This is a genomic window from Pseudovibrio sp. M1P-2-3 (assembly GCF_031501865.1).
In the GTDB taxonomy this organism is placed as follows: domain Bacteria; phylum Pseudomonadota; class Alphaproteobacteria; order Rhizobiales; family Stappiaceae; genus Pseudovibrio; species Pseudovibrio corallicola.
Window position 1 is genome coordinate 3525817 of record NZ_JARRCW010000001.1, and the last position, 21659, is coordinate 3547475.

17 protein-coding genes are annotated in these 21659 nt (G+C 51.5%); 10 read left to right on the forward strand and 7 right to left on the reverse strand.

The features are described 5' to 3' along the window. Nucleotides 1-115 precede the first annotated feature (115 nt). Together P6574_RS15460 and P6574_RS15465 are read right to left on the reverse strand one after the other, a co-directional pair. A complete protein-coding gene (locus tag P6574_RS15460; RefSeq protein ID WP_310621162.1) occupies nucleotides 116-1966 on the reverse strand; it encodes an adenylate/guanylate cyclase domain-containing protein in 1851 nt (616 codons plus the stop codon). Nucleotides 1967-1993: 27 nt separating this feature from the next. Next, nucleotides 1994-2743 (reverse strand): 16S rRNA (uracil(1498)-N(3))-methyltransferase, encoded by a 750-nt coding sequence (locus P6574_RS15465; protein ID WP_310621163.1) that lies wholly within the window; start codon nucleotides 2741-2743, stop codon nucleotides 1994-1996. 141 nt (nucleotides 2744-2884) lie between these two features. Here P6574_RS15465 and xseA point away from each other — a divergent pair, with 141 nt between their 5' ends. Beyond that, the gene (gene xseA, locus P6574_RS15470; RefSeq protein ID WP_310621164.1) at nucleotides 2885-4399 is read left to right on the forward strand and encodes an exodeoxyribonuclease VII large subunit; all 1515 of its coding nucleotides are present in this window, start codon (nucleotides 2885-2887) and stop codon (nucleotides 4397-4399) included. Between the two features lie 59 nt (nucleotides 4400-4458). Here the strand turns inward: xseA and P6574_RS15475 are convergent, their stop codons facing one another. The 3 genes from P6574_RS15475 to P6574_RS15485 form a co-directional block, all read right to left on the reverse strand. Further along, nucleotides 4459-5826, reverse strand: a complete 1368-nt coding sequence (locus P6574_RS15475) for a TRAP transporter large permease (RefSeq protein ID WP_310621165.1) — start codon at nucleotides 5824-5826, stop codon at nucleotides 4459-4461. Continuing rightward, on the reverse strand, nucleotides 5823-6464 hold the full coding sequence (locus P6574_RS15480; protein ID WP_310621166.1) for a TRAP transporter small permease: 642 nt from the start codon (nucleotides 6462-6464) through the stop codon (nucleotides 5823-5825). The genes P6574_RS15475 and P6574_RS15480 overlap by 4 nt, the downstream gene beginning before the upstream one ends. A gap of 72 nt (nucleotides 6465-6536) precedes the next feature. Further along, nucleotides 6537-7553, reverse strand: coding sequence for a C4-dicarboxylate TRAP transporter substrate-binding protein (locus tag P6574_RS15485; protein ID WP_310621167.1), 1017 nt, complete (start codon nucleotides 7551-7553; stop codon nucleotides 6537-6539). Nucleotides 7554-7938: 385 nt separating this feature from the next. Between P6574_RS15485 and P6574_RS15490 the strand changes: the two genes are divergently transcribed. Then, on the forward strand, nucleotides 7939-8769 hold the full coding sequence (locus P6574_RS15490) for a universal stress protein (protein ID WP_310621168.1): 831 nt from the start codon (nucleotides 7939-7941) through the stop codon (nucleotides 8767-8769). 144 nt (nucleotides 8770-8913) lie between these two features. Then, on the forward strand, nucleotides 8914-11625 hold the full coding sequence (locus tag P6574_RS15495) for a bifunctional acetate--CoA ligase family protein/GNAT family N-acetyltransferase (protein ID WP_310621169.1): 2712 nt from the start codon (nucleotides 8914-8916) through the stop codon (nucleotides 11623-11625). Between the two features lie 62 nt (nucleotides 11626-11687). Here the strand turns inward: P6574_RS15495 and P6574_RS15500 are convergent, their stop codons facing one another. Continuing rightward, nucleotides 11688-13370 (reverse strand): thiamine pyrophosphate-binding protein, encoded by a 1683-nt coding sequence (locus P6574_RS15500; RefSeq protein ID WP_310621170.1) that lies wholly within the window; start codon nucleotides 13368-13370, stop codon nucleotides 11688-11690. Between the two features lie 317 nt (nucleotides 13371-13687). Between P6574_RS15500 and P6574_RS15505 the strand changes: the two genes are divergently transcribed. The 6 genes from P6574_RS15505 to P6574_RS15530 all read left to right on the forward strand — a co-directional run bounded on the left by P6574_RS15505 (nucleotide 13688) and on the right by P6574_RS15530 (nucleotide 19344). Beyond that, the gene (locus tag P6574_RS15505; RefSeq protein WP_310621171.1) at nucleotides 13688-13990 is read left to right on the forward strand and encodes a ferrous iron transport protein A; all 303 of its coding nucleotides are present in this window, start codon (nucleotides 13688-13690) and stop codon (nucleotides 13988-13990) included. Beyond that, complete coding sequence (gene feoB / locus P6574_RS15510) at nucleotides 13991-16327, forward strand: ferrous iron transport protein B (protein WP_310621172.1); 2337 nt, start codon at nucleotides 13991-13993, stop codon at nucleotides 16325-16327. Continuing rightward, nucleotides 16327-16587: a FeoC-like transcriptional regulator gene (locus P6574_RS15515; protein ID WP_310621173.1), complete on the forward strand. Its 261-nt coding sequence runs from the start codon at nucleotides 16327-16329 to the stop codon at nucleotides 16585-16587. The genes feoB and P6574_RS15515 overlap by 1 nt, the downstream gene beginning before the upstream one ends. A gap of 192 nt (nucleotides 16588-16779) precedes the next feature. Further along, nucleotides 16780-18192 carry a cytochrome ubiquinol oxidase subunit I gene (locus P6574_RS15520; protein ID WP_310621174.1) on the forward strand — a complete coding sequence of 471 codons (1413 nt, stop codon included), beginning with the start codon at nucleotides 16780-16782 and terminating at the stop codon, nucleotides 18190-18192. Continuing rightward, on the forward strand, nucleotides 18176-19192 hold the full coding sequence (cydB, locus tag P6574_RS15525) for a cytochrome d ubiquinol oxidase subunit II (RefSeq protein ID WP_310621175.1): 1017 nt from the start codon (nucleotides 18176-18178) through the stop codon (nucleotides 19190-19192). The genes P6574_RS15520 and cydB overlap by 17 nt, the downstream gene beginning before the upstream one ends. 20 nt (nucleotides 19193-19212) lie before the next feature. Then, nucleotides 19213-19344 (forward strand): DUF2474 domain-containing protein, encoded by a 132-nt coding sequence (locus P6574_RS15530; RefSeq protein WP_310621176.1) that lies wholly within the window; start codon nucleotides 19213-19215, stop codon nucleotides 19342-19344. A 69-nt stretch (nucleotides 19345-19413) separates the two neighbouring features. On the opposite strand, the gene P6574_RS15535 is transcribed toward P6574_RS15530, so the two are convergent. Further along, on the reverse strand, nucleotides 19414-20916 hold the full coding sequence (locus P6574_RS15535) for an NCS1 family transporter (RefSeq protein ID WP_310621177.1): 1503 nt from the start codon (nucleotides 20914-20916) through the stop codon (nucleotides 19414-19416). Between the two features lie 475 nt (nucleotides 20917-21391). On the opposite strand from P6574_RS15535, the gene P6574_RS15540 reads away from it, so the two are divergent. Then, nucleotides 21392-21655 (forward strand): FeoA family protein, encoded by a 264-nt coding sequence (locus P6574_RS15540; protein WP_310621178.1) that lies wholly within the window; start codon nucleotides 21392-21394, stop codon nucleotides 21653-21655. Nucleotides 21656-21659 lie beyond the last annotated feature (4 nt).

Consider the following 21659-nt stretch of genomic DNA (forward strand, 5'->3'; position numbering starts at 1 on the left):
TATATGGCCGCCAAATCCTAAAACTGTACGTCTGTAAATCTGCCCGCTGGCAACGCGTCAGCGGATCCTTGCCCACCTGCAATTGTTTGCCGGTGGGCCTTTTTTTGCGCAGTTGCTAGAAAATGCGATAGACACCGATATCACTATCTCGCCCGCGCAGCTTGAACTCTCCAACAAACTTACCACGATCCATAGGTGAAAAATAGCTGACTGCCGCTTCACTCGCCAATGCAATAAAGGAGGCCTCTGGATCCACTTGTTTCCCTAGGTCTTGCAACCGTGCAGCAATATTCACATTGTCCCCAATAGCTGTGTAATTCATCCGCTCAGAAGAGCCCACATTTCCCACAACAGCAATGCCGGTATGTATCCCAACACGAACGCGCAAGGGCTTGCCTTGGGCATCTACAACACGTTCACTGCCCATCACTTTAGCTGAAATGGCTTGTACGGCTTTCAAAGCCCGCCTTGCATGGTCTTCCATATCCTCAGGCGCCCCCCAGAACGCCATGATTCCATCCCCGATATACTTATCGATGGTGCCGCCGGAGGACGTGATACAGTCCGTCAGCTCTTCGAAGTGAGCATTTAGCAATTCGGTAGATTCTTCCGCTGAGAGCTGGGAGGCAACACTGGTGAAGCCTGCAATATCAGAGAAGAAAAACGTCATCTCACGCAGCTCCGTGCTTTCCAAACCAGCAAAATCGGTTCTAAGAAGAACACGCACCAAGTCGCGAGGTACATAGTGTGAAAATGCGGTCAAAGCACCTGCTGCAGCATTGAACGATTTGTTGGTTTGATCCAGTTCAAGGAAAATAGAAGGCGGCAACTCGGTGAGTTTTTCTAGTTCCAACCGGCGAATAATGCCAGCTTGTTCTGCAAGCTTCTTGATAGGCTTACTCATTTTATTTCCCACTAGAAGGACCAGTAAAACGCCTAGGAACAACACAACTACCGCGACATAAGTCACTCTGGTTATGGCATCAAATGGGGCAGAGAACTCCGAGGAAGGCATATAGGTGCCCACCAAAAGGGGAAGTTGGCGGTGCCTATTGAGCGGGGCATATAGAAATAGATAGGTCTCCCCACTTTTTGTATGCAGATGCGCTCCAAACTCCTCGTTCATGGTCACAAGGTCTTTAGCATCCAGCCAAATCTCACGAAGCGGAGTGCCAGCCATGTCCTCAAGTCTTGGAACCGGCATATCAGGAGAACGTTTCAACCGGTCAAAAATGGGCTCGGAAGTTGCCAGAACAAAACGTCTGTTGAAGAGAATAAAGGGAACCTGATTTGCACGCCAAGCAATACGGTCCAAAAGCCCTTTCAGGTCAGGCACCGGATAATCTATCGTAATGCGCCGTGGAGATGCATCATCCTCATCGTGCACATGTATGGTGAGACTCATGAGAGTTTCACGGAGTTGGCTGTCATAGTAAGGCGGCGACCACAACAGTTCGCTCGTATCCACATCCCCTTTTTTTGGCGGAGCGACCGAGCTTAGTTCTGTCTTTTTGTCAGGTGTTGCCAGATTAATTTTGACATGCCGTCCATCAGGGTAAGTGAATGAAATACGTGCAATGCTGGTTTGCCGGGACAAAATCGTTTTGAGCTGTTCTTGAACCTGTTCCGGTGCGCCCTCAATATCTTCAGAAAGAACCAGATCCGCCACCAATTGGCCAAGCATTTCTTCATCGTCAAAGAACTGGTCAACAACCTCCAGCCCCCGTTCCAACATCAAGGCACCAATTTCCCGCATCATATAACGGGTTTGCTTTTCTGCGTTCCAAGTCATGAACCACAGCATGGCCCCAGCGACCACCAAAAATAAAAGACCAAAGCCTCCGCCCAGCGCAATACCAATAGGAATACGCAGTCGTTTCTTAGCTTTTGCACTCGTAGTTGAGGTCTTGGGTTGGTTTGGCTCGGTGGCTTCTACAATGGCAATTGTCTCCTTGCGGCGAAACACGTGCCAATTAAAGCAGGGATACCACTTCTAAAACCAGTCCCCCAATTTTGACTGGACAATCGCCAAAGCCGCCACTGCCGCCGTATCAGCCCGCAACACACGAGGCCCAAGCGGAATAGCTCTAACAAAGTCTTTAGAGCGCAGTAACGCTCGCTCTTCCTCTGAAAATCCTCCCTCAGGGCCAATCAGAACCGCAAGAGGACCGGATTTCAGCCCTTCCAGAGCTTGCAATGGATTTTGTGATCCCTCGCCTTCATCGCAGAAAATCAAAGTACGTCCTTTTTCCTGCTCTTGCCAGCTGTCCAAAACAGATTTCAAGGACACTGTTTCATGCACTTGCGGAACATTGATCACTCCACATTGCTCGCAGGCTTCAATCACATTGGCGCGCACTTTTTGAAAGTTAAGCTTACTGAACTGTGTATGTTGCGTGGTCACAGGGCGCAAACGCCCTGCTCCCATCTCCACCGCCTTTTGCGCCATGTAGTCCAGCCGGTTGGTTTTAATGGGCGCGAAGAAGTAATCCAAGGAAGGAACGGGGGTTTGGGGCCGGGTTTGCTCTTGGAGCACCAAAGCGCAGGCTTTTCGCCCGGATGGTTCAACAACGGCCCGCCATTCCCCATCTTGCCCATTAAATAAAAGAACCTCAGCGCCTTCCTTTAACCGGAGAACGTTTAGCAAATAATTTGCTTGTGCCCTGTCTGCCGCGATACGAGCACCATTGCCCATAGGCGCATCCACAAAAAGTCGCTGCATGCGAAATTCATAACGGGGCATCTGGGGTGTTCCTTTATTCATCACGGACAAAAACGAGGCTAAAGACACGTGGAAAAACACGCGCCAGCCTGTTTGGTGTTTAGGGCTTGATCGCCTATACATAAAGGCAATTTCTTGCAATCCATTTGAAAGTACACAGAAGTGGGCGAACCGAGCAATATCACCGAGTTTTCCGTCTCGGAAATTTCCACGGCCATCAAACGCACCGTGGAAGACGCCTTCGACTATGTGCGCGTGCGCGGCGAGCTGGGCCGTGTGAGCCGTCCAGCCTCCGGTCATATTTATCTGGACCTGAAGGACGAGCGTTCCGTGATCTCCGGCGTGATATGGCGCGGCAATGCCAGCCGCTTGCCAATTCAACCTGAACAAGGCCTTGAGGTCATTGCCACGGGCAAAGTCACCACCTTCCCCGGTCAGTCCAAATACCAGATGGTCATCGACGCGCTAGAGCCAGCCGGCGCTGGTGCTCTTATGGCCCTCTTGGAAGAACGCAAGAAGAAGCTGGCCGCCGAAGGGCTCTTTGACGAGACACGCAAGAAACCTCTTCCCAAGATGCCCCGTGTTATCGGAGTGGTCACCTCCCCCACGGGTTCAGTCATCCGAGATATTTTGCACCGCATCGCCGACCGATTTCCCCTTCATGTTCAGGTTTGGCCTGTACGGGTACAAGGAGAAACCTGCGGCAAAGAAGTGGCGACCGGTATACGCGGGTTTAATGCACTGGAAGTTGGTGGAACTATTCCAAGGCCGGATGTGATTATCGTGGCGCGAGGCGGCGGCAGCCTTGAAGACCTTTGGGGCTTTAACGACGAAGAAGTTGTTCGAGCAGCGGCAGATTCTGAAATCCCGCTAATTTCTGCCGTAGGTCACGAAACAGACTGGACTTTGGTGGATCTAGCTGCAGACCTGCGCGCACCAACGCCAACGGGCGCCGCTGAGTTCGCTGTTCCGGTCAAAGCCGAACTCATGACCATGGTAGACGACTTGAACAGGCGACTTTCAACCAGTCTCACCCGTTTGGTCCAAACCCGGCGCACCGAGCTGCGTGCAGCCAGTGCAGCTCTTCCCGCCCCGCGCGATTTACTAGCTTTGCCCCGCCAGCGCTTTGACATGGTCGCCGCGCGCCTTGAACAGGGCTTGAGCATCAACACCCAGTCCCTGCGTACACGCCTGACCAATGCGTCTTCTGGCTTGCGCCCTGCTTTGTTGTCCGGACAAACCGCGCACGGGAGCGAGCGCCTTGAAAACCTGAAAACACGGGCAAGCCAAGCTTTTACCAATCATGTCCAGCGTCAGCGGATGAAGCTGGACAACCTTACACAAATGCTGGAATCCTTAAGTTATGAGAGAGTGATTGATCGCGGCTATGCCATCGTTCGCGATGCAAATGGAAACCCCATTGCGCAGGCCCAGACAATCACTGAGGGTGACCACCTGTCATTGCAGATGCGCGGCGGCACAGTGGCAGCAGTGGCAGGAGAAGGCGGACCAACGCCTAAATCTGCACTGTCCCCCAAACCAACACCTGTCCCCCTCTCGCCATCCCTTGCCACTTCACTGGAAGAACATATGGCACAGGAAAAGGCGAAGAGCCTGCAAAAAACAAAGAAGAAAAAGAGCAAGGTGAGCGACGATACGCAGGGCAATCTATTTTAGCCGACTTGTAAAAAAGCCCGGTCGAATGAGCCGGGCTTTTTTCCTTCTGCTGGAACGCCTCACATGAGCGAAGGCAGAATAGTTACGATGGCAGGAAACGCCACAAGCACCGCCACAGTCACCACATCAGCCACAAAGAATGGCATACAACCGCGGAATACTTCCTGCACGAGAATATCCGGGCGCACGCCCGAAACCACAAAGCAGTTGAGCCCGATAGGCGGCGTGATGAGGCACAGCTCCGCCATTTTCACCACAATGATCCCGAACCAGATGGCACACGCCGCTCCAGACATGCCCAGTGCACTGTCCACCGCACTCACATCCGGCCCTCCGTTCAAGGCGATAATTGCTGGAAACACTACGGGTAGGGTGAGCACCAGCATGCCAATGGCATCCATAAACATACCCAGAACCGCATAGCCCAGCAGGATACAAATGACGATCATCAAGGGCGCATAATCTAGCGATACGACAAAGCCTTTAAAGGCTTCAGGCAGGCCTGCAAATCCCAGAAACCGCACATACACCAAGACACCCCAGATCAAGGTAAAGATCATGACGGTCAACTTGGCAGTCTCATGCAAGGCTTGAAACAACTGCTTGGTCCTCATGCCCTTATAGAAGGCGGTGAGCAACACAACAAAAGCGCCCAAAGATCCGGCCTCTGTTGGTGTTGCAAAACCGTAGTAGAGGCTGAAAAAAATAATCGCAATTACACCAATAATGGGCAGGGTTCCGGGAACAGACGAGAACCTTTGCCCCCACGTGTAACCTGTGATAGCCGGAGCCCCGCCTTTCCAACGTGCCATCACGTAGATAATCGCAGCATAGATAAGCACGGAAACAGCTCCGGGAAGAAAACCGGCCATGAGAAGCTTGCCAACAGACTCTTCCACCAAAATGGCATAGATCACCAAAATGGCACTGGGCGGAATGAGCGAGGCAAGTGTGCCCCCCGCTGCAACAACAGCTGCCGCCAAGCGTTTGGAATACCCTGCCTCCAGCATTTCTGGAATGGCAACGCGGGCAAAAACGGCTGACGTCGCCGTAGACGCGCCCGAGACTGCCGCAAAGCCAGCAGTTGCAAACACAGTTCCCACTGCCATACCCCCGGGCAACCAGCCAAGCCAGCGCTTTGAGGCTTCAAACAGGTGTTTGGTTAGCCCTGCGTAGTAGGCAAGAAAACCTATCAGAATGAAGGTTGGAAGGACCGAAAGAGCGTAGGTGACAGACTTGGAATGGGGAATAGTGCCCGCCATTTTCAAAGCCACCATAAATCCACGCTCAAAGCCCATGCGCATTGAGAAAATGGCAATCATGCCAACCAATCCTACAAACGCGGCAGCAAAGGCCACCCGAACACCCAAGATAACGAGCAGAAGCAGCACACCTGTCATAATCAGGCCAACATCAAAAGCCGTCATGCGTCTGCCTCCCTTTTGTGTGGTTCATCAAGGAAAGTCTCATCAATTTCCGCCTGAGCATGCTCCGCAGCGTTTTGCGTATGAGGAAGACCCATAGTGGAGCTTTTCGGATTTAGAATGAGATAAAAGTACCCATAGAGCTGAAGCAGCAACCGTAGCCATAAAACCGAAAGAGCAACAGGAACCACAAGCTTTGATGGCCATGTGGGGATGCGTATATCGATTGTACTGTCCCCCAGTAACCAAGCCCGTTCAAAGTGAATATAAGCGCCATAAGCCAGAATGGTGACCACTGCTAGAATGATCAAAACACTCACAAACTCGGCGATCCACAGGCCGCGCCCTTTTAACGCGCCAAGGAACAATTCCATACGGATATGGCCGCCGACGCGCTGGCAATAAGCAACGCCCATAAAGGCGAAAACAGCCATAGCCTGCTCGGTAATATCAATAAATCCGGGAATGGACTGATTGAATAGATTACGACCCAGAACCTGCATAACAGCCAGAAGCATTAAAAGGAGAATGCTGGTTGCAGCAACAAGATTGAATGCATCTTCTATTTTCGATAAGGGGCCGTTGAAACGCAAGTAGGTCCGATCACCCGATAGTGAAATCGGCGCATGGGATGAAGCCATAGTCCCTGCCTATTGTAGAATTTGAAAGAAAAGGGGGCCACTTTTTGCAAGCGCCCCTTCCACGGACCGTAATTATTCAGAAATGGTCTTTTGTACCAGTACCAACAGCTCTTGGGCAGGAAGACCTTTGGCACTCATTTCCTCAACCCACGCATTCCAGATTGGTTCTCCAGCAACAGCGCGGAACGCTGCCAGTTCTTCATCAGAGAAGGAAACAGTTTCAACGCTGTTTTCCTCTAAAGAAGGATAGAATTTGTCATAGACCTTGGCGTAGGTCTCTAGATAATGCTGGATGGCAGGCTCTACGCTTTCTTCCAGAGCGATTTTGAAATCGGCTGGCAACATGTCGTAGGCATCGGTATTCACAACCACTGGACAGTTCACAGTTCCCGGGTTCAGGTTGTCGGTCCACCAACTGCCAGCCTCTATGGTTTTAAAGGAAAGGTGGGCATGCGGAGCAAATGCGATGCCCTGCACAGTTCCTGAATCCAGTGCCTGATATGCCTCCGCCGCTGTGACAGATGTTGGAATGGCCCCAATAGTCTTCATCGCACTACCAATACCACCAAGAGCACGCACCCGCATGCCGTCAAAATCACTCACAGCAGTCGGCTTATCCCCTTTACCTAGAATGTTATACTGCGGCATAGGCGAGGACATAAGCAGCCTTGCATTCCAACGGGCGAGATCAGCCACGACAGCAGGATGGGCATAAAGCGCTCTGTCCACCTTCACTTGCGTCTCCAAATCAGGAACACCAAGGAAAGGAAGTTCAGCAACCGTCAAGGTCGGGTTCTTATCCGCATGATAGGACGCACAGAACTGGGCCATTTCAAAGGCACCGAAAGAGATACCATCCAAGTTCTCGCGGGATTTGGAAAGAGCGCCGCCATAATGCAGCTTGATTTCGAATTTGCCATCCGTACGGTCAGAAACTACTTCTGCCAGTTTCTCCACATGCTCGGTGAAAGCCCGCCGTTTGCCCCAGAGGGAAACATTCCAAGTCACATCTGCAGCAAAAGTTTCGCCTGTAAACAGAGTTGCCGCTCCCACAGCAAGCACTGCAGCCCCTACCTTTTTCACTTCCATAGATTTCCCCCCAAAGGATTTGCCGGAAAGGCCAGAAAAGTTGTTTTACATTTTAGTACCTGCAAAATGCAGATACATAATAATACTCATATCAAATAAATAAATAAAAACATAGGCAGCAACCTTGCCTCCCCCTCTTGGAGGCTGCGAAACAGGGACATGTATAGAATCAGTTGCAAAGATAATTACCTTCCCCGTAAGCTCTTTGAGCAGAACACTACACCTTCAAAGCAACGATTAATAAACTCAATTAATTCAAAAACTTATACTTTTTTAGTTCCTTGATGTGTATCAATGCGCATATGCTATAGTGTCCTAGGATTTTCTAAGGCATCAGTCCCATTTGGCTCTGACCACTGGCCCTCATAGTCTGGAGTTTCGCAATATGGCTATCAAAGACATCCTCGTTATTACCGACTACCAAGGCGAGCAACCAGCCGCTCAGGTTGCCATTGAAATCGCCCGTCAAAAGGAAGCCCACACAACAGGCATTGGCTTAGCATTTGAACCACTTCTTCCTGGTTTCATCGCAGCTCCTGTTCCGACAGACTATATGCGCCTTGCCCGCGAGCAGGCCACTCAGTCAGCGAAGGATTCTCTGGTTAAATACACTCAGCTTCAGGAGCTGGCTGGCGTGAACGGCGAAACCCGTATTGAGCCTTTATTGGCTGGGGGCTCCATGGAAGGCTTGATTAGCCAGTGCCGCCTGACTGACCTTGTGACAATCACGCAGGAAAACTCTGATCAGCCGGAACCCATGCGGGAAGTGCTTATCGAGGCACTCCTATTCGATTCCGGTGTCCCTCTTTTGGTAGTACCCTACATTTTCAAAGGGGTATTCAAACCAAAACGCGCTGTTGTTGCATGGAACGGAAGTGCAACCGCGGCTCGGGCCGTCCACGCAGCGCTACCAGTTCTCAAAATGGTCGACGAGGTGACTGTTTTGATTATTGACGAAGACAAGCATGACACCATGGGCCCGGGCTCCGCTGTCGCCACTTACCTCGCTCGCCATGATCTTGAGGTGAAAGTTGAAATTATTAAGAAACCCCAGCTATCTATCTCAGATACAATTTTGAATTATGTCTCTGACAACAAAACAGATCTACTGGTAATGGGGGCCTATGGCCACAGCCGCATGCGCGAAATGCTATTGGGTGGGGCGACCCGTGAGCTGCTTAGCAGAATGACGGTTCCCGTTCTCATGACCCACTGACTTTTCATTACCTCTAGAAATGTCCACGTGAAGTTTACAATAAATTGGCGTATTGGTAGAAACCAGTACGCTGATTTATAGGAAAGTATGCAGAGTTTTACCTGAGACTTTCTCATTGAACGAATTCGGTCGGAACATTTACATATGACTATTCGTAATATTGAAGGACTACTGGCACCAAAGTCTCTCGCAGTTGTGGGACCTAATGTTCACAGTTCTGTGCTCCTTCGCCATATACTTAATAAAATAGCCAAAAGTGCTTTTACTGGAAAAAAGTATGCTGTCGGCATCGGGCGGGATGTGCCCGATGGTTTCGAAGCTGTTGCGAAGCCATCCCTACTCCCGCAACAACCGGACCTGTTTATTTATCTAGGCACTCCGCAACGCTCCATTCACCTTGTCAGAAAAGCAGGGCAGCTCGGCACCCGCGCCTTTCTCATCCCAGCCAGTGGCTACGACAAGTGGCAGGAAACCACCATAAAAAGGATGCTCAAGGCGGCTCGCCCCCATAACCTCAGAATTCTGGGGCCGGGCTCGCTAGGGGTCGCCTCCCCTCATCTGGGCCTTTCGGCTCTTTTGACCGAGCAGGATGCAAAGCCCGGCGATTTGGCCCTGATTTCTCGCAGTGGCACCATTTTCAACGCAACTATGGCGTGGGCAAAATCCCACGACATTGGTTTTTCCGGTGTTGCCTCCCTCGGGCGGCGTGCGGATGTGGATGTGTCCGACCTGCTGGATTGGTATGCCCAAGATTTTCGCACACGCGCCATTCTAGTCCATGTTGAAACCCTCACCAATCCAAGAAAGTTTCTCTCAGCAGCCCGTGCTGCGGCTCGGGCCAAACCGGTTATTGTGATTCGCTCCGGTGCCAGCCGTGATGCCAATACCTATGGCGATACACATGGTGGCCATCTGGCATCCAATGATCTGGTTTATGATGCGGCCCTGCAAAGAGCAGGTGTTCTGCGTGTGGATGATCTGGACGAGATGTTCCATGCGGTGGAAACCGTCACACGAATTCCACCTCCCAAAGGCAAACGTTTGGCGATTATTGCTAATGGCCGTAGCCTGGCAACTCTCGCAGCCGACCGACTGGTCAAACTGGAGGGGGAGCTTTCCACCCTTACCAAAGAGACCCTTTCCTCCCTCAAACACCTCACCCGCTCGGATGCAAAGGTAGGTAACCCCTTGGTACTTCGTGAAGGCGCGGGACCAGAGGATTTTGATGCAGGCATCGCCGCACTTTTGAAAGATGAACACAGTGATGCGGTTTTGATAATTGCAGCCCCCACCGCCTTCAATGACTTTAAGGGAATAACCCAAATCATTGCCAAGCATGGCAAACAGCACCGCAAGCAGGAAGGGCGTAAAAAAGCCTTGATAGCCACCTTGGCAGGTCACTCCGTTGAAGATCAGGCCCGTTTGGAAGAAGCCAAAGTCCCCTGTTATACCAGCGCTTCTGAAGCAATTCGAAGCTTTATGCACTTGGTACGGTATCGGGAAGCACAAAGCCAGCTGATGGCGGTACCCAAGGATTTCCCTTCAGATTACAGCCCGGACAAAGCGGCGGCACGCGCCATTTTTGAAGAGGCCAAACGCAAGCGGGCCCGCTGGCTCACCACCTCCCAGATCAAAAAACTACTCGCGGCCTACTCCATTCCAATGGTGGATCTGGCAATGGTCCCAACAGTTCAGGCTGCGAAAGAGGCATCCGAAAAATTCTTCGAAACCTCCCGCTTTTGCACCGTAAAAATTGATAGTGATGATATTATCTTCAAGTCGGATGTGAACGGTGTCGAGCTCTACTTGTCTACGCCTGACGAAGTAGAGGCTGCTGCCCATCGCATATATGATCACGTAACCACCACATACCCGACCGCCCGTATCAACGGGTTCGAGGTCCAACCAATGGTCCTCTCCGAATATGGACTGGAGATCTATGCGGGGCTGGCAGATAATCCGGTGTTTGGGCCTGTGGTTGTCTTTGGCAGCGGCGGTACGGCGGTAGAGGTTAAAGCCGATAGAGCTATGGATCTGGTCCCGCTGGACTTGAATCTTGCAAGTAGCTTGATCAAGCGAACCCATATCGCTCCACTGCTCAATGGCTACAGAAACCACCCACCTGCAAATGAAGAGGAAATTGCCCGCCTGCTTGTTAAACTCTCGCAGATAGCACTTGATTTTCCGCAGGTGCGAGAGCTCGACCTCAATCCGGTGATTGCCGATTCAAACGGCATACAGGTACTGGACGGGCGCCTGCGTCTTAACCGCTCCCCTCTCGCAACCAAATACGAGAAAAAGCCTCGTTTGGCCATCGCCCCCTACCCCACAGAATGGGAGCATTATGCGCACCTGAAAGATGGCCGCGAGATTTTCCTGCGCCCCATTCGGCCCGAAGATGAACGGCTGCTGAGTATTTTCTTCACCAAGGTCACCAAGGAAGATGTCAGACTACGCTTCTTTGCACCTATTAAAGATTTCAGCCACGCTTTTCTAGCCCGTCTTGTTCAACTGGACTACGCGCGCGCCATGGCTTTCGTGGCACAGGATCCAAAGACCAACGAAATCCTTGGTGTTGTGCGCATTCATACAACCTCAGACCATTCCATTGGAGAGTACGCAATCATGATCCAGTCCTCCTTAAAGGGAATTGGTCTTGGCAGCTTGCTCATGAACCTCATAATTCATTATTGCCGAGAAGTGGGTATCAAGAAAATAACAGGTGAAATTTTGCGGGAAAATACCAGCATGTTAGAGCTATGCAGACGACTGGGCTTTGAGTTCAGCCGCTGTCTGGACGATGAGTTGATCCTGAAAGCAGAGCTGGATGTGGAAGGTATGCCCATTTTGAGCTAACCCTCATATATTGAGGAAGGGCAGGAATCCCTGCCCTTTTTATTTCGAGCGTGCTCTAAAAACTATCCATGACCAGCCTTTGCCAAAGCGTCCTCTCGTATGCTTTCCAAAGACTTGATGGGAGTAATAGCCTCGGGGTCAAGCAGCAGGTGCAGCAGGGCAGGCTTTCCACTTGCCTGAGCCTGCTCAAATGCAGGGCCAAACTCTTCAGCGGTTGCAACCGAGTGCGTATGGAACCCGTAGGCTCGTGCAAGCTGGACAAAGTCCGGGTTTTGCAGGGTTGTTGCCACAACCCGCCCGGGAAACTCCCGCTCCTGATGCATCCGAATGGTGCCGTACATGCCGTTATCAACCACAACCACAATGATGTTGGCCTGTTCCTGAGCTGCGGTTCCCAGCTCCTGAACAGTCATTTGCAAGCACCCATCGCCTGCAAAACACACCACTGTCCGTTCCGGATACTTCAGTTTGGCGGCGATGGAGGCAGGCAGGCCATACCCCATGGAGCCAGAGAGAGGGGCCAGCTGTGACCCGAATTTACGGAACCGGTGGAAACGGTGCACCCAAGTGGCATAATTGCCTGCCCCGTTGGTAAGAATGGCATCCTCTTCCAGATTAGTCTCAAGCCACTCCATAACCTGCGCCATTTGCAAATTACCGGGCACCTGCGGACGGGCGCCGGACCACTCCAGATAATCCTGATGCGCGCCCCTCACCAGCTCCTGCCGCTCATTTAAAGGCTGGCTACTTGAGGTTTCAAGCATGGAGCAAAAAGCTGCGGGGCTGGCATTGATGGCGAGAGTGGGGGCATAGACTTTGCCCAGCTCTTCCGGCGCGGGGTGAACATGAACCAGCTTTTGCAAAGGCATCGGAATATCCAACAAAGTATAGGACTGGCTTGGCATTTCAGAAAGAATGTCGCCCAGCAACAACACAAGGTCCGCGTCCTCAACCCGCTTCTTCAGCTTTGGATTAATGCCGATCCCCACATCCCCTGCATAATTAGGGTGCAAATGATCAAAGAGCATTTGTCGGCGGAAAGAACAGGCAACAGGCAGCCCCTTCACACTCGCATAGGCTTTAAAGATTTCTGTCGCCTCCTCGGTCCAGCCAGATCCCCCTAGAATTGCAATGGGATTTTTAGCGGAATCGAGCAACTGGTCCAACTCACCCATATTTTCTTTGGAGGGATACGCTTCCACCTGTTCCACATAGGCGGCAGGCGACAGGTCAACTTCCTCCACCAGCATATCCTCGGGCAGCGCAAGAACCACAGGTCCGGGTCGGCCAGACATGGCAACACGGTACGCTCTTGCGATGAACTCCGGAACCCGCTTTGCGCTGTCTATTTCTGCAACCCACTTCGCCATGGAACCAAACATTTGCCGGTAATTAACCTCCTGAAATGCGTCCCTTTCCCGCATTCCAGTTTCAATCTGGCCAATAAACATAATCATGGGCGTTGAATCTTGCTGGGCCACATGAACACCAGCACTAGCGTTGGTGGCACCCGGCCCTCGGGTTACCATGCAAATACCCGGCCTTCCGGTCAGTTTACCATGGGCCTCCGCCATCATGGCAGCTCCGCCTTCCTGACGGCACAAAGTCACGGGGATGGAAGCATCATATAGCCCGTCAAGAACAGCTAGGTAGCTTTCTCCCGGCACACAAAAAACCCGTTCAGCCCCTTGCTTTTCAAGTGCTTCAACAATGAGGTGCCCGCCGTTCTTCTTCTGCACAGCCATGTTTTTTTTCATCCCGGTTAATCTCTGTTGCTGTTCAAACTGTATCCGTGAACTGCGCGGCGAGAAACACCCAAGGTGTCAGAGGATTATTCCATATGAGAATGAACTCCTTTACACGAAACCCCGCATTACTCCCTAAGGGCAACTACTCGGCAGCCGGTTCTCACTAATTAAAGCACCCTGCGACAAAAACGCCAAAACCCGATTTTCCTTCCAATTTGTAATTTTGCATGCGCTTTCTTGACTCTAATCAATGTCCGCTCCGCGCTATTGCGAATTATTTGCAAATAACTTCCACAGACAATCCCGGTCACATCATGCGTACGAAAAAACAAGAATTACCGGCAACGCAGCCACAAGGCTGCAATATGGCGGATACAAAATACTGTACAAAATACCCCTTAAGCGACGCAAAGGCACAGCACCCTCTCAGGATTGTCAATCTGGGGCATACAAAAGAGCAATCTTTACGGCTGCGTTCCCTTGGTCTCAGTACCCGTTACCCTATCCGTATTCTGGAACGTACCAGCCCAACCACCTGTTTTCTGGCCAACGGAAACGCACGGGTCGCGGTGGATGTCAATCTGGCGAAAACAATACTTGTTAAAGAGATCGCCTGAATGTCCTGTCACTCCCCCACAACGTCCCTCCCCTCTTCCAAACAGCAGATTCTCTTACTCGGCAATGCCAATGCCGGAAAAAGTTCTCTTTTTAACGCTCTCACAGGTCAAAACCAGAAAGTTGGAAACTGGCCCGGTGTCACAGTTGATCGCAAGGAAGGAACGTTCCACCACGAATCCTCTTCGTTCAACATGGTGGACCTGCCCGGCGTCATGTCCCTTTCCTCCCCGGAAAGCGAAAGACTGGATGAGCGTATCACGCGGCAAGCCCTGTTAAGCAGTAAGAATGACATCCTGCTGATTGTTCTCGACCCCACATTGCTGGAGCGCTCGCTCACGCTGGTCCTGCAGGCGCTGGACTATGGAATGCCCGTTGTTGCAGCCATGACCAAGGCTGATTTATGGCCAAAGGGCGTTGCGCAATCAGCAGCAAAAGCCTTGTCGCAGGCCCTCAAAATACCGGTTATCGCCCTGTCAACCAAGACAGAGAATGGCGTTGCGGAGCTGAAGAACACTCTCATTTCAAGAGAGCTTTGCGCTGTTTCCAGCCTCGCTCTGGAGGATGACCTACAAAGTTCCGTTGACAAACTGACTTGCATGATAGCCCAGCAAGGCAAGTGGAGCACTGCCCGCTCGCAAGCATTGGCACACCGTCTTTTGGAAGAAGACGATCTGAGCGGGCAGATGATGGATGGAGCAACCCGTTCCTATGCCAAACAAGTGGCGCAGGACTATGAAGAACTAAGTGGCCTTCCCCTCTCCCTGATGTTGGTGGATGCGCAAAGCACCCGCGCTCTAGATCTTGTCGAAAGTGCCCAATTACCCGACCCGCAAGCCCTGCGCGGCCCCTCCGACAAAATCGACAGAATTATCTTATCCAGATACTTGGGCGTTCCTGTTTTTCTAGGTGTCATGTATCTCATGTTCTTCATTGCCATCAATGTATCCAGCGGCCTGATTGAGCTGTTCGACGGGTTGGGGGCTGCCCTGTTTGTGGAGACGCCGACCCTCCTTTTGATGGGTACGCCGTTTAACCATGAACTCTTGTTGATGCTCACCTCTGCATTTGGCGGCGGCCTTCAAACTCTGGTTACATTTATTCCCGTGGTTGGCCTTTTGTTTTTGTGCCAAACCTTTCTGGAACAAAGTGGCTATATGGCCCGTGTGGCGGTTGTCACAGACCGGCTTATGCGCCGCCTTGGCCTGTCCGGTCGGGCCTTTTTACCCATGATTTTGGGTTTCGGCTGCTCAGTTCCGGCAATTGTCAGCACCCGAGCTTTGGAAACCCAGCGCGAGCGCGTGGTCGCCTCCATGATGACACCGTTCATGTCGTGCGGCGCCCGATTGCCCGTCTACGCTCTTTTTGCAGCAGCCTTTTTTCCGGAAAACGGTCAGAACGTGGTGTTCCTCCTGTATTTTCTGGGAGTTTTAGCTGCCATTGGCACTGGTCTGGTTATCAGCCGGTCCTATTATGCCGGTGCAGCTTCCCCTCTGGCCATAGAACTTCCCACTTACCAGTTCCCTCCATTAAAGCAGTGGCTCAAGGTCACGTGGTCACGCCTTAAGCTGTTTATTATCGGAGCGGGGAAAATCATCATTATAGTGGTTGGTGTTCTGGCCATTTTAAATTCTATAGACTTGGAAGGAAATGTGGGCAACGAGAGCAACGGACGTTCCGTTCTTGCCGTTGTCTCTCAAAAAGTAACCCCTGTGCTTTCTCCTATGGGAATTGAGCAGGACAACTGGCCTGCAACGGTTGGACTAATTACCGGAATCTTCGCAAAAGAGGCCTTGGTCGGCACCTTGCAAGAGCTTTACAGCGAACCGGCACACGAAGACGAAGTTCCAGCTCCTTTGGAAACAATTTCCGGCGCACTTGAGGCTTTCCAAGGTGAATTGATGGGGCTGGCAGCAGCAGCTCTTGATCCGCTTGGCATAGATGTGGGAGACATTTCCAGCTTGGAAACCGCCGCCGAGGAGCAGGATGTTGAAGTCTCACTCTTTACCTCACTGCAAAAACATTTCGACGGAAAAGTCGGCGCTTTCGCCTACATGATTGCAGTTCTCCTCTATCTTCCATGTTCGGCAGCACTGGCTGCAATCTGGCGCGAGGTTGGTAGAAACTGGGCACTATTTGCTGCATTCTGGACAACAGTACTGGCCTATTCATGCTCTGTCATGGCCTATCAGCTAGGCACCTTCACCCGGCATCCGCAAACATCGGTGCTCTGGATCGCAGCTGCCCTCGGGCTTTTGGCAAGTATTATACTGATCATGCGCCATATGGCGTCCCGTCCCACCCCATCTCTTGCTCAAACTGAAGTAAGGACTGCATGATGCTGCTGGAGCTGATAAATTATTTCAAAGAGCGTGAACAAGGAACCGCAGTGGATGTTGCTGCCGCCTTTAACATCCCCCCCTCACAGGCGCGCTTTTTATTGGAACAGCTGCTGACCCATAAAAAGATCGAGCCGTTACAATGCGGAGGGTGCTCGGGCTGTTCTGCCTCCAGCAACCCTGTTTATGTGCTGGTGGGTTCACAGGCAGGAAGCTCAGCAAAAGCCAACTGCTCCTCAAAAACCAAGGTATTTTCTTAGTTAAACAGGCAGGCGGTCAGAACCAAGGCCGCCTTCCAAACATCATTTTAAAGATTATAGTTATCCTATAACCAATTAAACCGGTTTCAAGCACGCCAAATCCCAAATCTTGGGGAACTGGATTAAGAGTCTTAAGTCCGCGCTGTTTAAGCTAAGACTAAAGACCCGAGCAATCTCAGGAAAGGTGTGTTTATGGACACATTAGCCGTAGATCTAGCCAGGTTTCAGTTTGCATTTACTGTCTCCTTCCACATTCTTTTCCCAGCACTGACCATTGGGCTTGCAAGCTATCTGGCCGTACTGGAAGCGCTCTGGTTAATTACTGGCCGCGATGTATACCTGCGCGTCTTCCGGTATTGGCTCAAGATCTTCGCTGTCAATTTCGGGATGGGTGTCGTCTCCGGTCTTGTGCTGACGTACCAGTTTGGAACCAACTGGTCCAATTATGCTGATAAAACAGGGCCGATCCTCGGCCCGCTCATCGGCTACGAGGTGCTCACCGCTTTCTTTCTGGAAGCCGGTTTCTTAGGCATCATGTTGTTTGGAATGAACAAGGTGGGCAAGCACCTACACTTTATGGCAACCGTCCTTGTGGCATGTGGAACGGCTCTCTCCGCCTTCTGGATTCTATCCGCTAACAGCTGGATGCAGACACCCGTGGGCTATTCCATCAATGAAGCAGGCCAGTTTATTCCTGAAGACTGGTTATATATTGTCTTCAATCCTTCCTTCCACTTCCGCCTCTTCCATATGTTGATGGCCGCATACCTGACAACGGCTTTTGTCGTGGGGGCAGTGGGCGCATTCCATCTGCTGAAAGATTATACCAACCGCGGCGCACAGGTCATGTTCTCCATGGCGCTGTGGCTCATCCTCATCATCACGCCCATTCAAATGTTTGTAGGAGATCTGCACGGGCTGAATACTCTGGAGCACCAGCCTGCAAAAATCGCGGCAATGGAAGGCCACTTTGAGGATCAAAGCCCGGCCCCACTCATTCTCTTCGGCTGGCCGGATATGGAAAAGCAGGAGACCCTCTACAAGATCGAGATCCCCTACCTATCCAGCATAATTCTCACGCACTCGCTGGATGGAAAGGTCCCCGGCCTCAAGTCCTTTGACCGCGAAGACTGGCCAAACGCTACCATCATCTTTATGTCATTCCGCGTCATGGTCGGTATTGGTGTTCTTATGCTTATTGCCGGGCTGTGGAGCCTGTGGGCGCGCACAAAAGGCACCTTGTTTGAATCGCGAACGCTCCAGCGCTACATGGTGATCATGGGTCCCTCCGGCTTTATCGCAGTTCTGGCAGGGTGGATAACAACAGAAGTGGGGCGCCAACCCTTCACCGTTTATGGTTTGCTGCGCACAGCCGATTCTGTATCTCCCGTTGAAGCTCCGGCAGTTGCCACCTCGCTGGCCATCTTCATCATCGTCTACTGTATTATGTTTGGAACAGGGATCGCCTACATTTTGAAACTCATGCGCATTTCTCCAGACTTGGGGGAAGGCCCAACCCCGGGCATCGTAACACGCACAGCGGGCATCACTCCCGTTCAATCCCTGCAAGACAGCAATGGAGGCCACAATGATGGAGCATCTTGATTACCCTCTCATCTGGGGTTTTTTAATTGCTGTCGCCATATTCTGCTACGTGATTCTGGATGGGTTTGACCTTGGCGTCGGAATCTTGTTTCCCACCAACAAAAACGAGGAGGAGCGCAGTTTGATGATGAACTCCGTTGCTCCCGTTTGGGATGGTAACGAGACATGGCTCATTTTAGGCGGCGGCGGTCTGTTTGCCGTCTTCCCACTGGCCTATGCGGTCATCATGCCCGCGCTTTACGCCCCCATATTTGTAATGTTGTTTGGGCTTGTGTTCCGTGGTGTTGCCTTTGAATACAGATTCAAGGCCTCGGATAAACGCAGACACTATTGGGATCTGTCCTTCTTCTGGGGCTCGCTTCTGGCGGCCTTCGCCCAAGGGGTCATTCTTGGCGCACTGGTGCAAGGCATCACGGTTGTTGACAGGCAATATGCTGGCGGCTGGTGGGACTGGCTCACCCCGTTCACCATCATGACCGGTTTTGCCCTTGTCGCTGGCTACGCCCTTCTGGGCTCCACATGGCTTATCATGAAACTGGAGGGCCGCCCCCAAGAGCATTTCAGGGAGATCGCAAAGCCCTGCGCCATCATTTTGCTGGCCTTCATTGTTCTGGTCAGCGCGTGGATGCCCTTCAAAAGCCCCAGTGCAATGATGCATTATTTCGAGACGCCCTACATTTATTACACCAGTGCAGTTCCTGTTCTGGTGGTGATACTGGCCTATATCATGTGGCGCGGTATTACAGATCCCCGTCATCACGGGCGTGCATTTGTCTCTACGCTCCTGCTGTTTCTGGTGACCTATATCGGTTTGGGCATCAGTATTTTCCCTGATGTTGTTCCCCACGTATACTCCGTTTGGGATGCAGCAGGCCCCCCACGCAGTTTGCAGTTCTTGCTTGTGGGCGCTGCGTTCTTACTGCCCATTATCCTAGCCTACACCGCCTATGCCTATTGGGTCTTCCGCGGCAAGGTCAAACCCGGGGAGCATTACCATTGATCGGCACTGATAGTAAAAACATGGAGGATCACCAAACGCCGGACCAACGCCCGAGCACAGTAAAGCGCCTGCTTTGGTTCGCCATGCTGTGGCTGGTTGGCGTTGGCACCATCACGGTGATCTCCTATTCCATACGCGCCCTGATCACATAAGGGGGCAGACCTTACCTAACGAAAAAACCTCCCGAATTTCGGGAGGTTTTATGCGTAGAGTATGGGAGGCTACAGGTCTTCGCGGGCAATGGCGTCCGCTGGGATATCCTTGGTTGGTTTGAGAACCATCCCTTGTTTTTCAACATAAACCCAGTTCAGCCCAATGCTGGTGGCCAGATATTTCTCATCGGAAGGCTCCTCAATTTCCGCCTGACGATACTGCGGCAAAATCCAGAGTTTCATCAAAACATAGTAGAGCACAAACGCGACCGGAAAGCCGACGATATAGGACATATCAATGTAGGAAATTGCCAGTGCACTTCCCACAATCCATGCAATCAAACCCGCAGGGTTCACACCGCCCGCAAATTTGAACTGTCCCTCTTCACGGTATAGATCCGGCACATTCAAACGACGCTTGCGCAGTACATAGTAATCACAGACCATAATGCCACCCAGTGCCGCCAACGCACCGCCATAAAGGCTGAGATACGTGAACAGGTGGTTCAAAATCCACCAAGGCATGGTCAAAGTGCCAACAATCGCTGCAATCACAAGGCCAACTGCGTAGGTGATGTGAGGGGCACCGGCGTTCACAAAAGTCAAGGCTGCCGGAATAAGGTTGGCGCTTGTGTTGGTGGACCACTGAGCCAGCACCACCATTACCAGCAGGACAACCAGAGTAACTCCCGTCCCCTCCCCTTGAATAACAGTGATCGGGTTCCAGTCACCCGTCGCAATGAAGGAGATAGCACCAATGAAGGCAATCCACGCCTGAACAGTTGGCAGAGCCACGAACTGAGCCAGAAACACGTTCTTGTTACGCTTGAAGAAGCTCTTGGTTCCGCTTTGCACCTGCAAAAAGCGCGTGATATTGGGAATATCCACGGCCAGAGAAGACCAGAACGCCATGTTCGCCACCAAAAGCGCCACAATGGTCATCTCCACATCTCCGGTGAAAGTCCAGATATCCTTGCCGCTTTCCGTGGCAAGATTGTCCAGTGTGAAATACATCCAGACAGAAATTGCGATAATGGCGGGTGCCGCTATTTTGGCAAGGCGCTCAACTGCCCGAATACCCATAGCAGTGTTGGCAACCTGCAAAATGGAGAAGCCCACATACCAAACGATCCAGTTATCGAAGCCTGTCAGGTAAGCAAAAATTCCGTTCAGAGCCAGCGCGCCCAGATAGGTTTGAATGCCAAACCATGCCGCGGCTACAATACCACGTGTGATAGAGGGAATATGGGTTCCCAAAACACCGAAGGGCGCACGCAAATAAACCGCGAAGGATATGCCGTGCTCTGTTCCCACATCCGCTGTCAAAGACATGACAACGCCCAGCAAAAGGTTGGCTGCAACAATGGTGATAAGCACAGTGGACAAAGGAAGCCCGCTCACCCCGCCAGCGCCCAGCTGGAAAGTTGCGATAATCACGGCCATTGAAATCCACAGCCCCACATAGCCCCAGTTGCTGATAGCGCGTTGATTAAGCCAAACCGGCAGAATTGCAGCCTCTAATAGTCGAGATTCGTCCAAAGACGTCCCGTCATTCACTTTGCTTTGCGCCATATTTCTTATATCCCGATGTAAAACAAAAACAACAGGCAGTATTCCCGCGAAACGCAAGAGAAAAACAGATTACATAGATCTATGCGCGTAGAAAAAGCGCAGCACTGACGGTTTGCCAGTAGCTTCACTACATGCATATTCGAGACCTATTCCAGTCCATATAAATTTTACTGCTAAAGTTGGCCTAGTAACCATTTATAGTTTCGTTTGCAACCCGATATTTATAAAGCGGTCACTTATTCATCAGATTTGCAGAATCTATGAATACTTACGCAGGCGCTGAAAAATTTTACAAAGCTCATCCAACAGTTTGAAAGCCATGTAAACTAAGCACTTGCCAGAAAGATAAACTATAGTTTTCTTTAACTATAAAAATAATCGGACCCACCACTATTTTAAAGAAACTTCCTTATTTTCAGCACTAATCTATGGTCGTTTCTATCGCTCAGGTAGCCTCAATCGAGTTTAGATGCCTATGGACGAAAAAACGCAGCGCACATCCCTTGATCAAGTCCCCAGCGGACAAAACTGTAGTGTGTTCAATCTTGCACCCTACGTCTCCCAATCAGGAAAAGAACTCCACACCCGCCTCAATGCCCTTGGCATCATCAACGGAAAAAAACTGAAGGTCATCACTGCAGCAAAGTTGGGCGGCCCCCTCATTGTGCGCGTGGGGTCTTCCACACAAGTTGCCATCAGGCGTTCGGAAGCCTCAAGAATCCTTGTCGTTAGAAAGTAGGTTG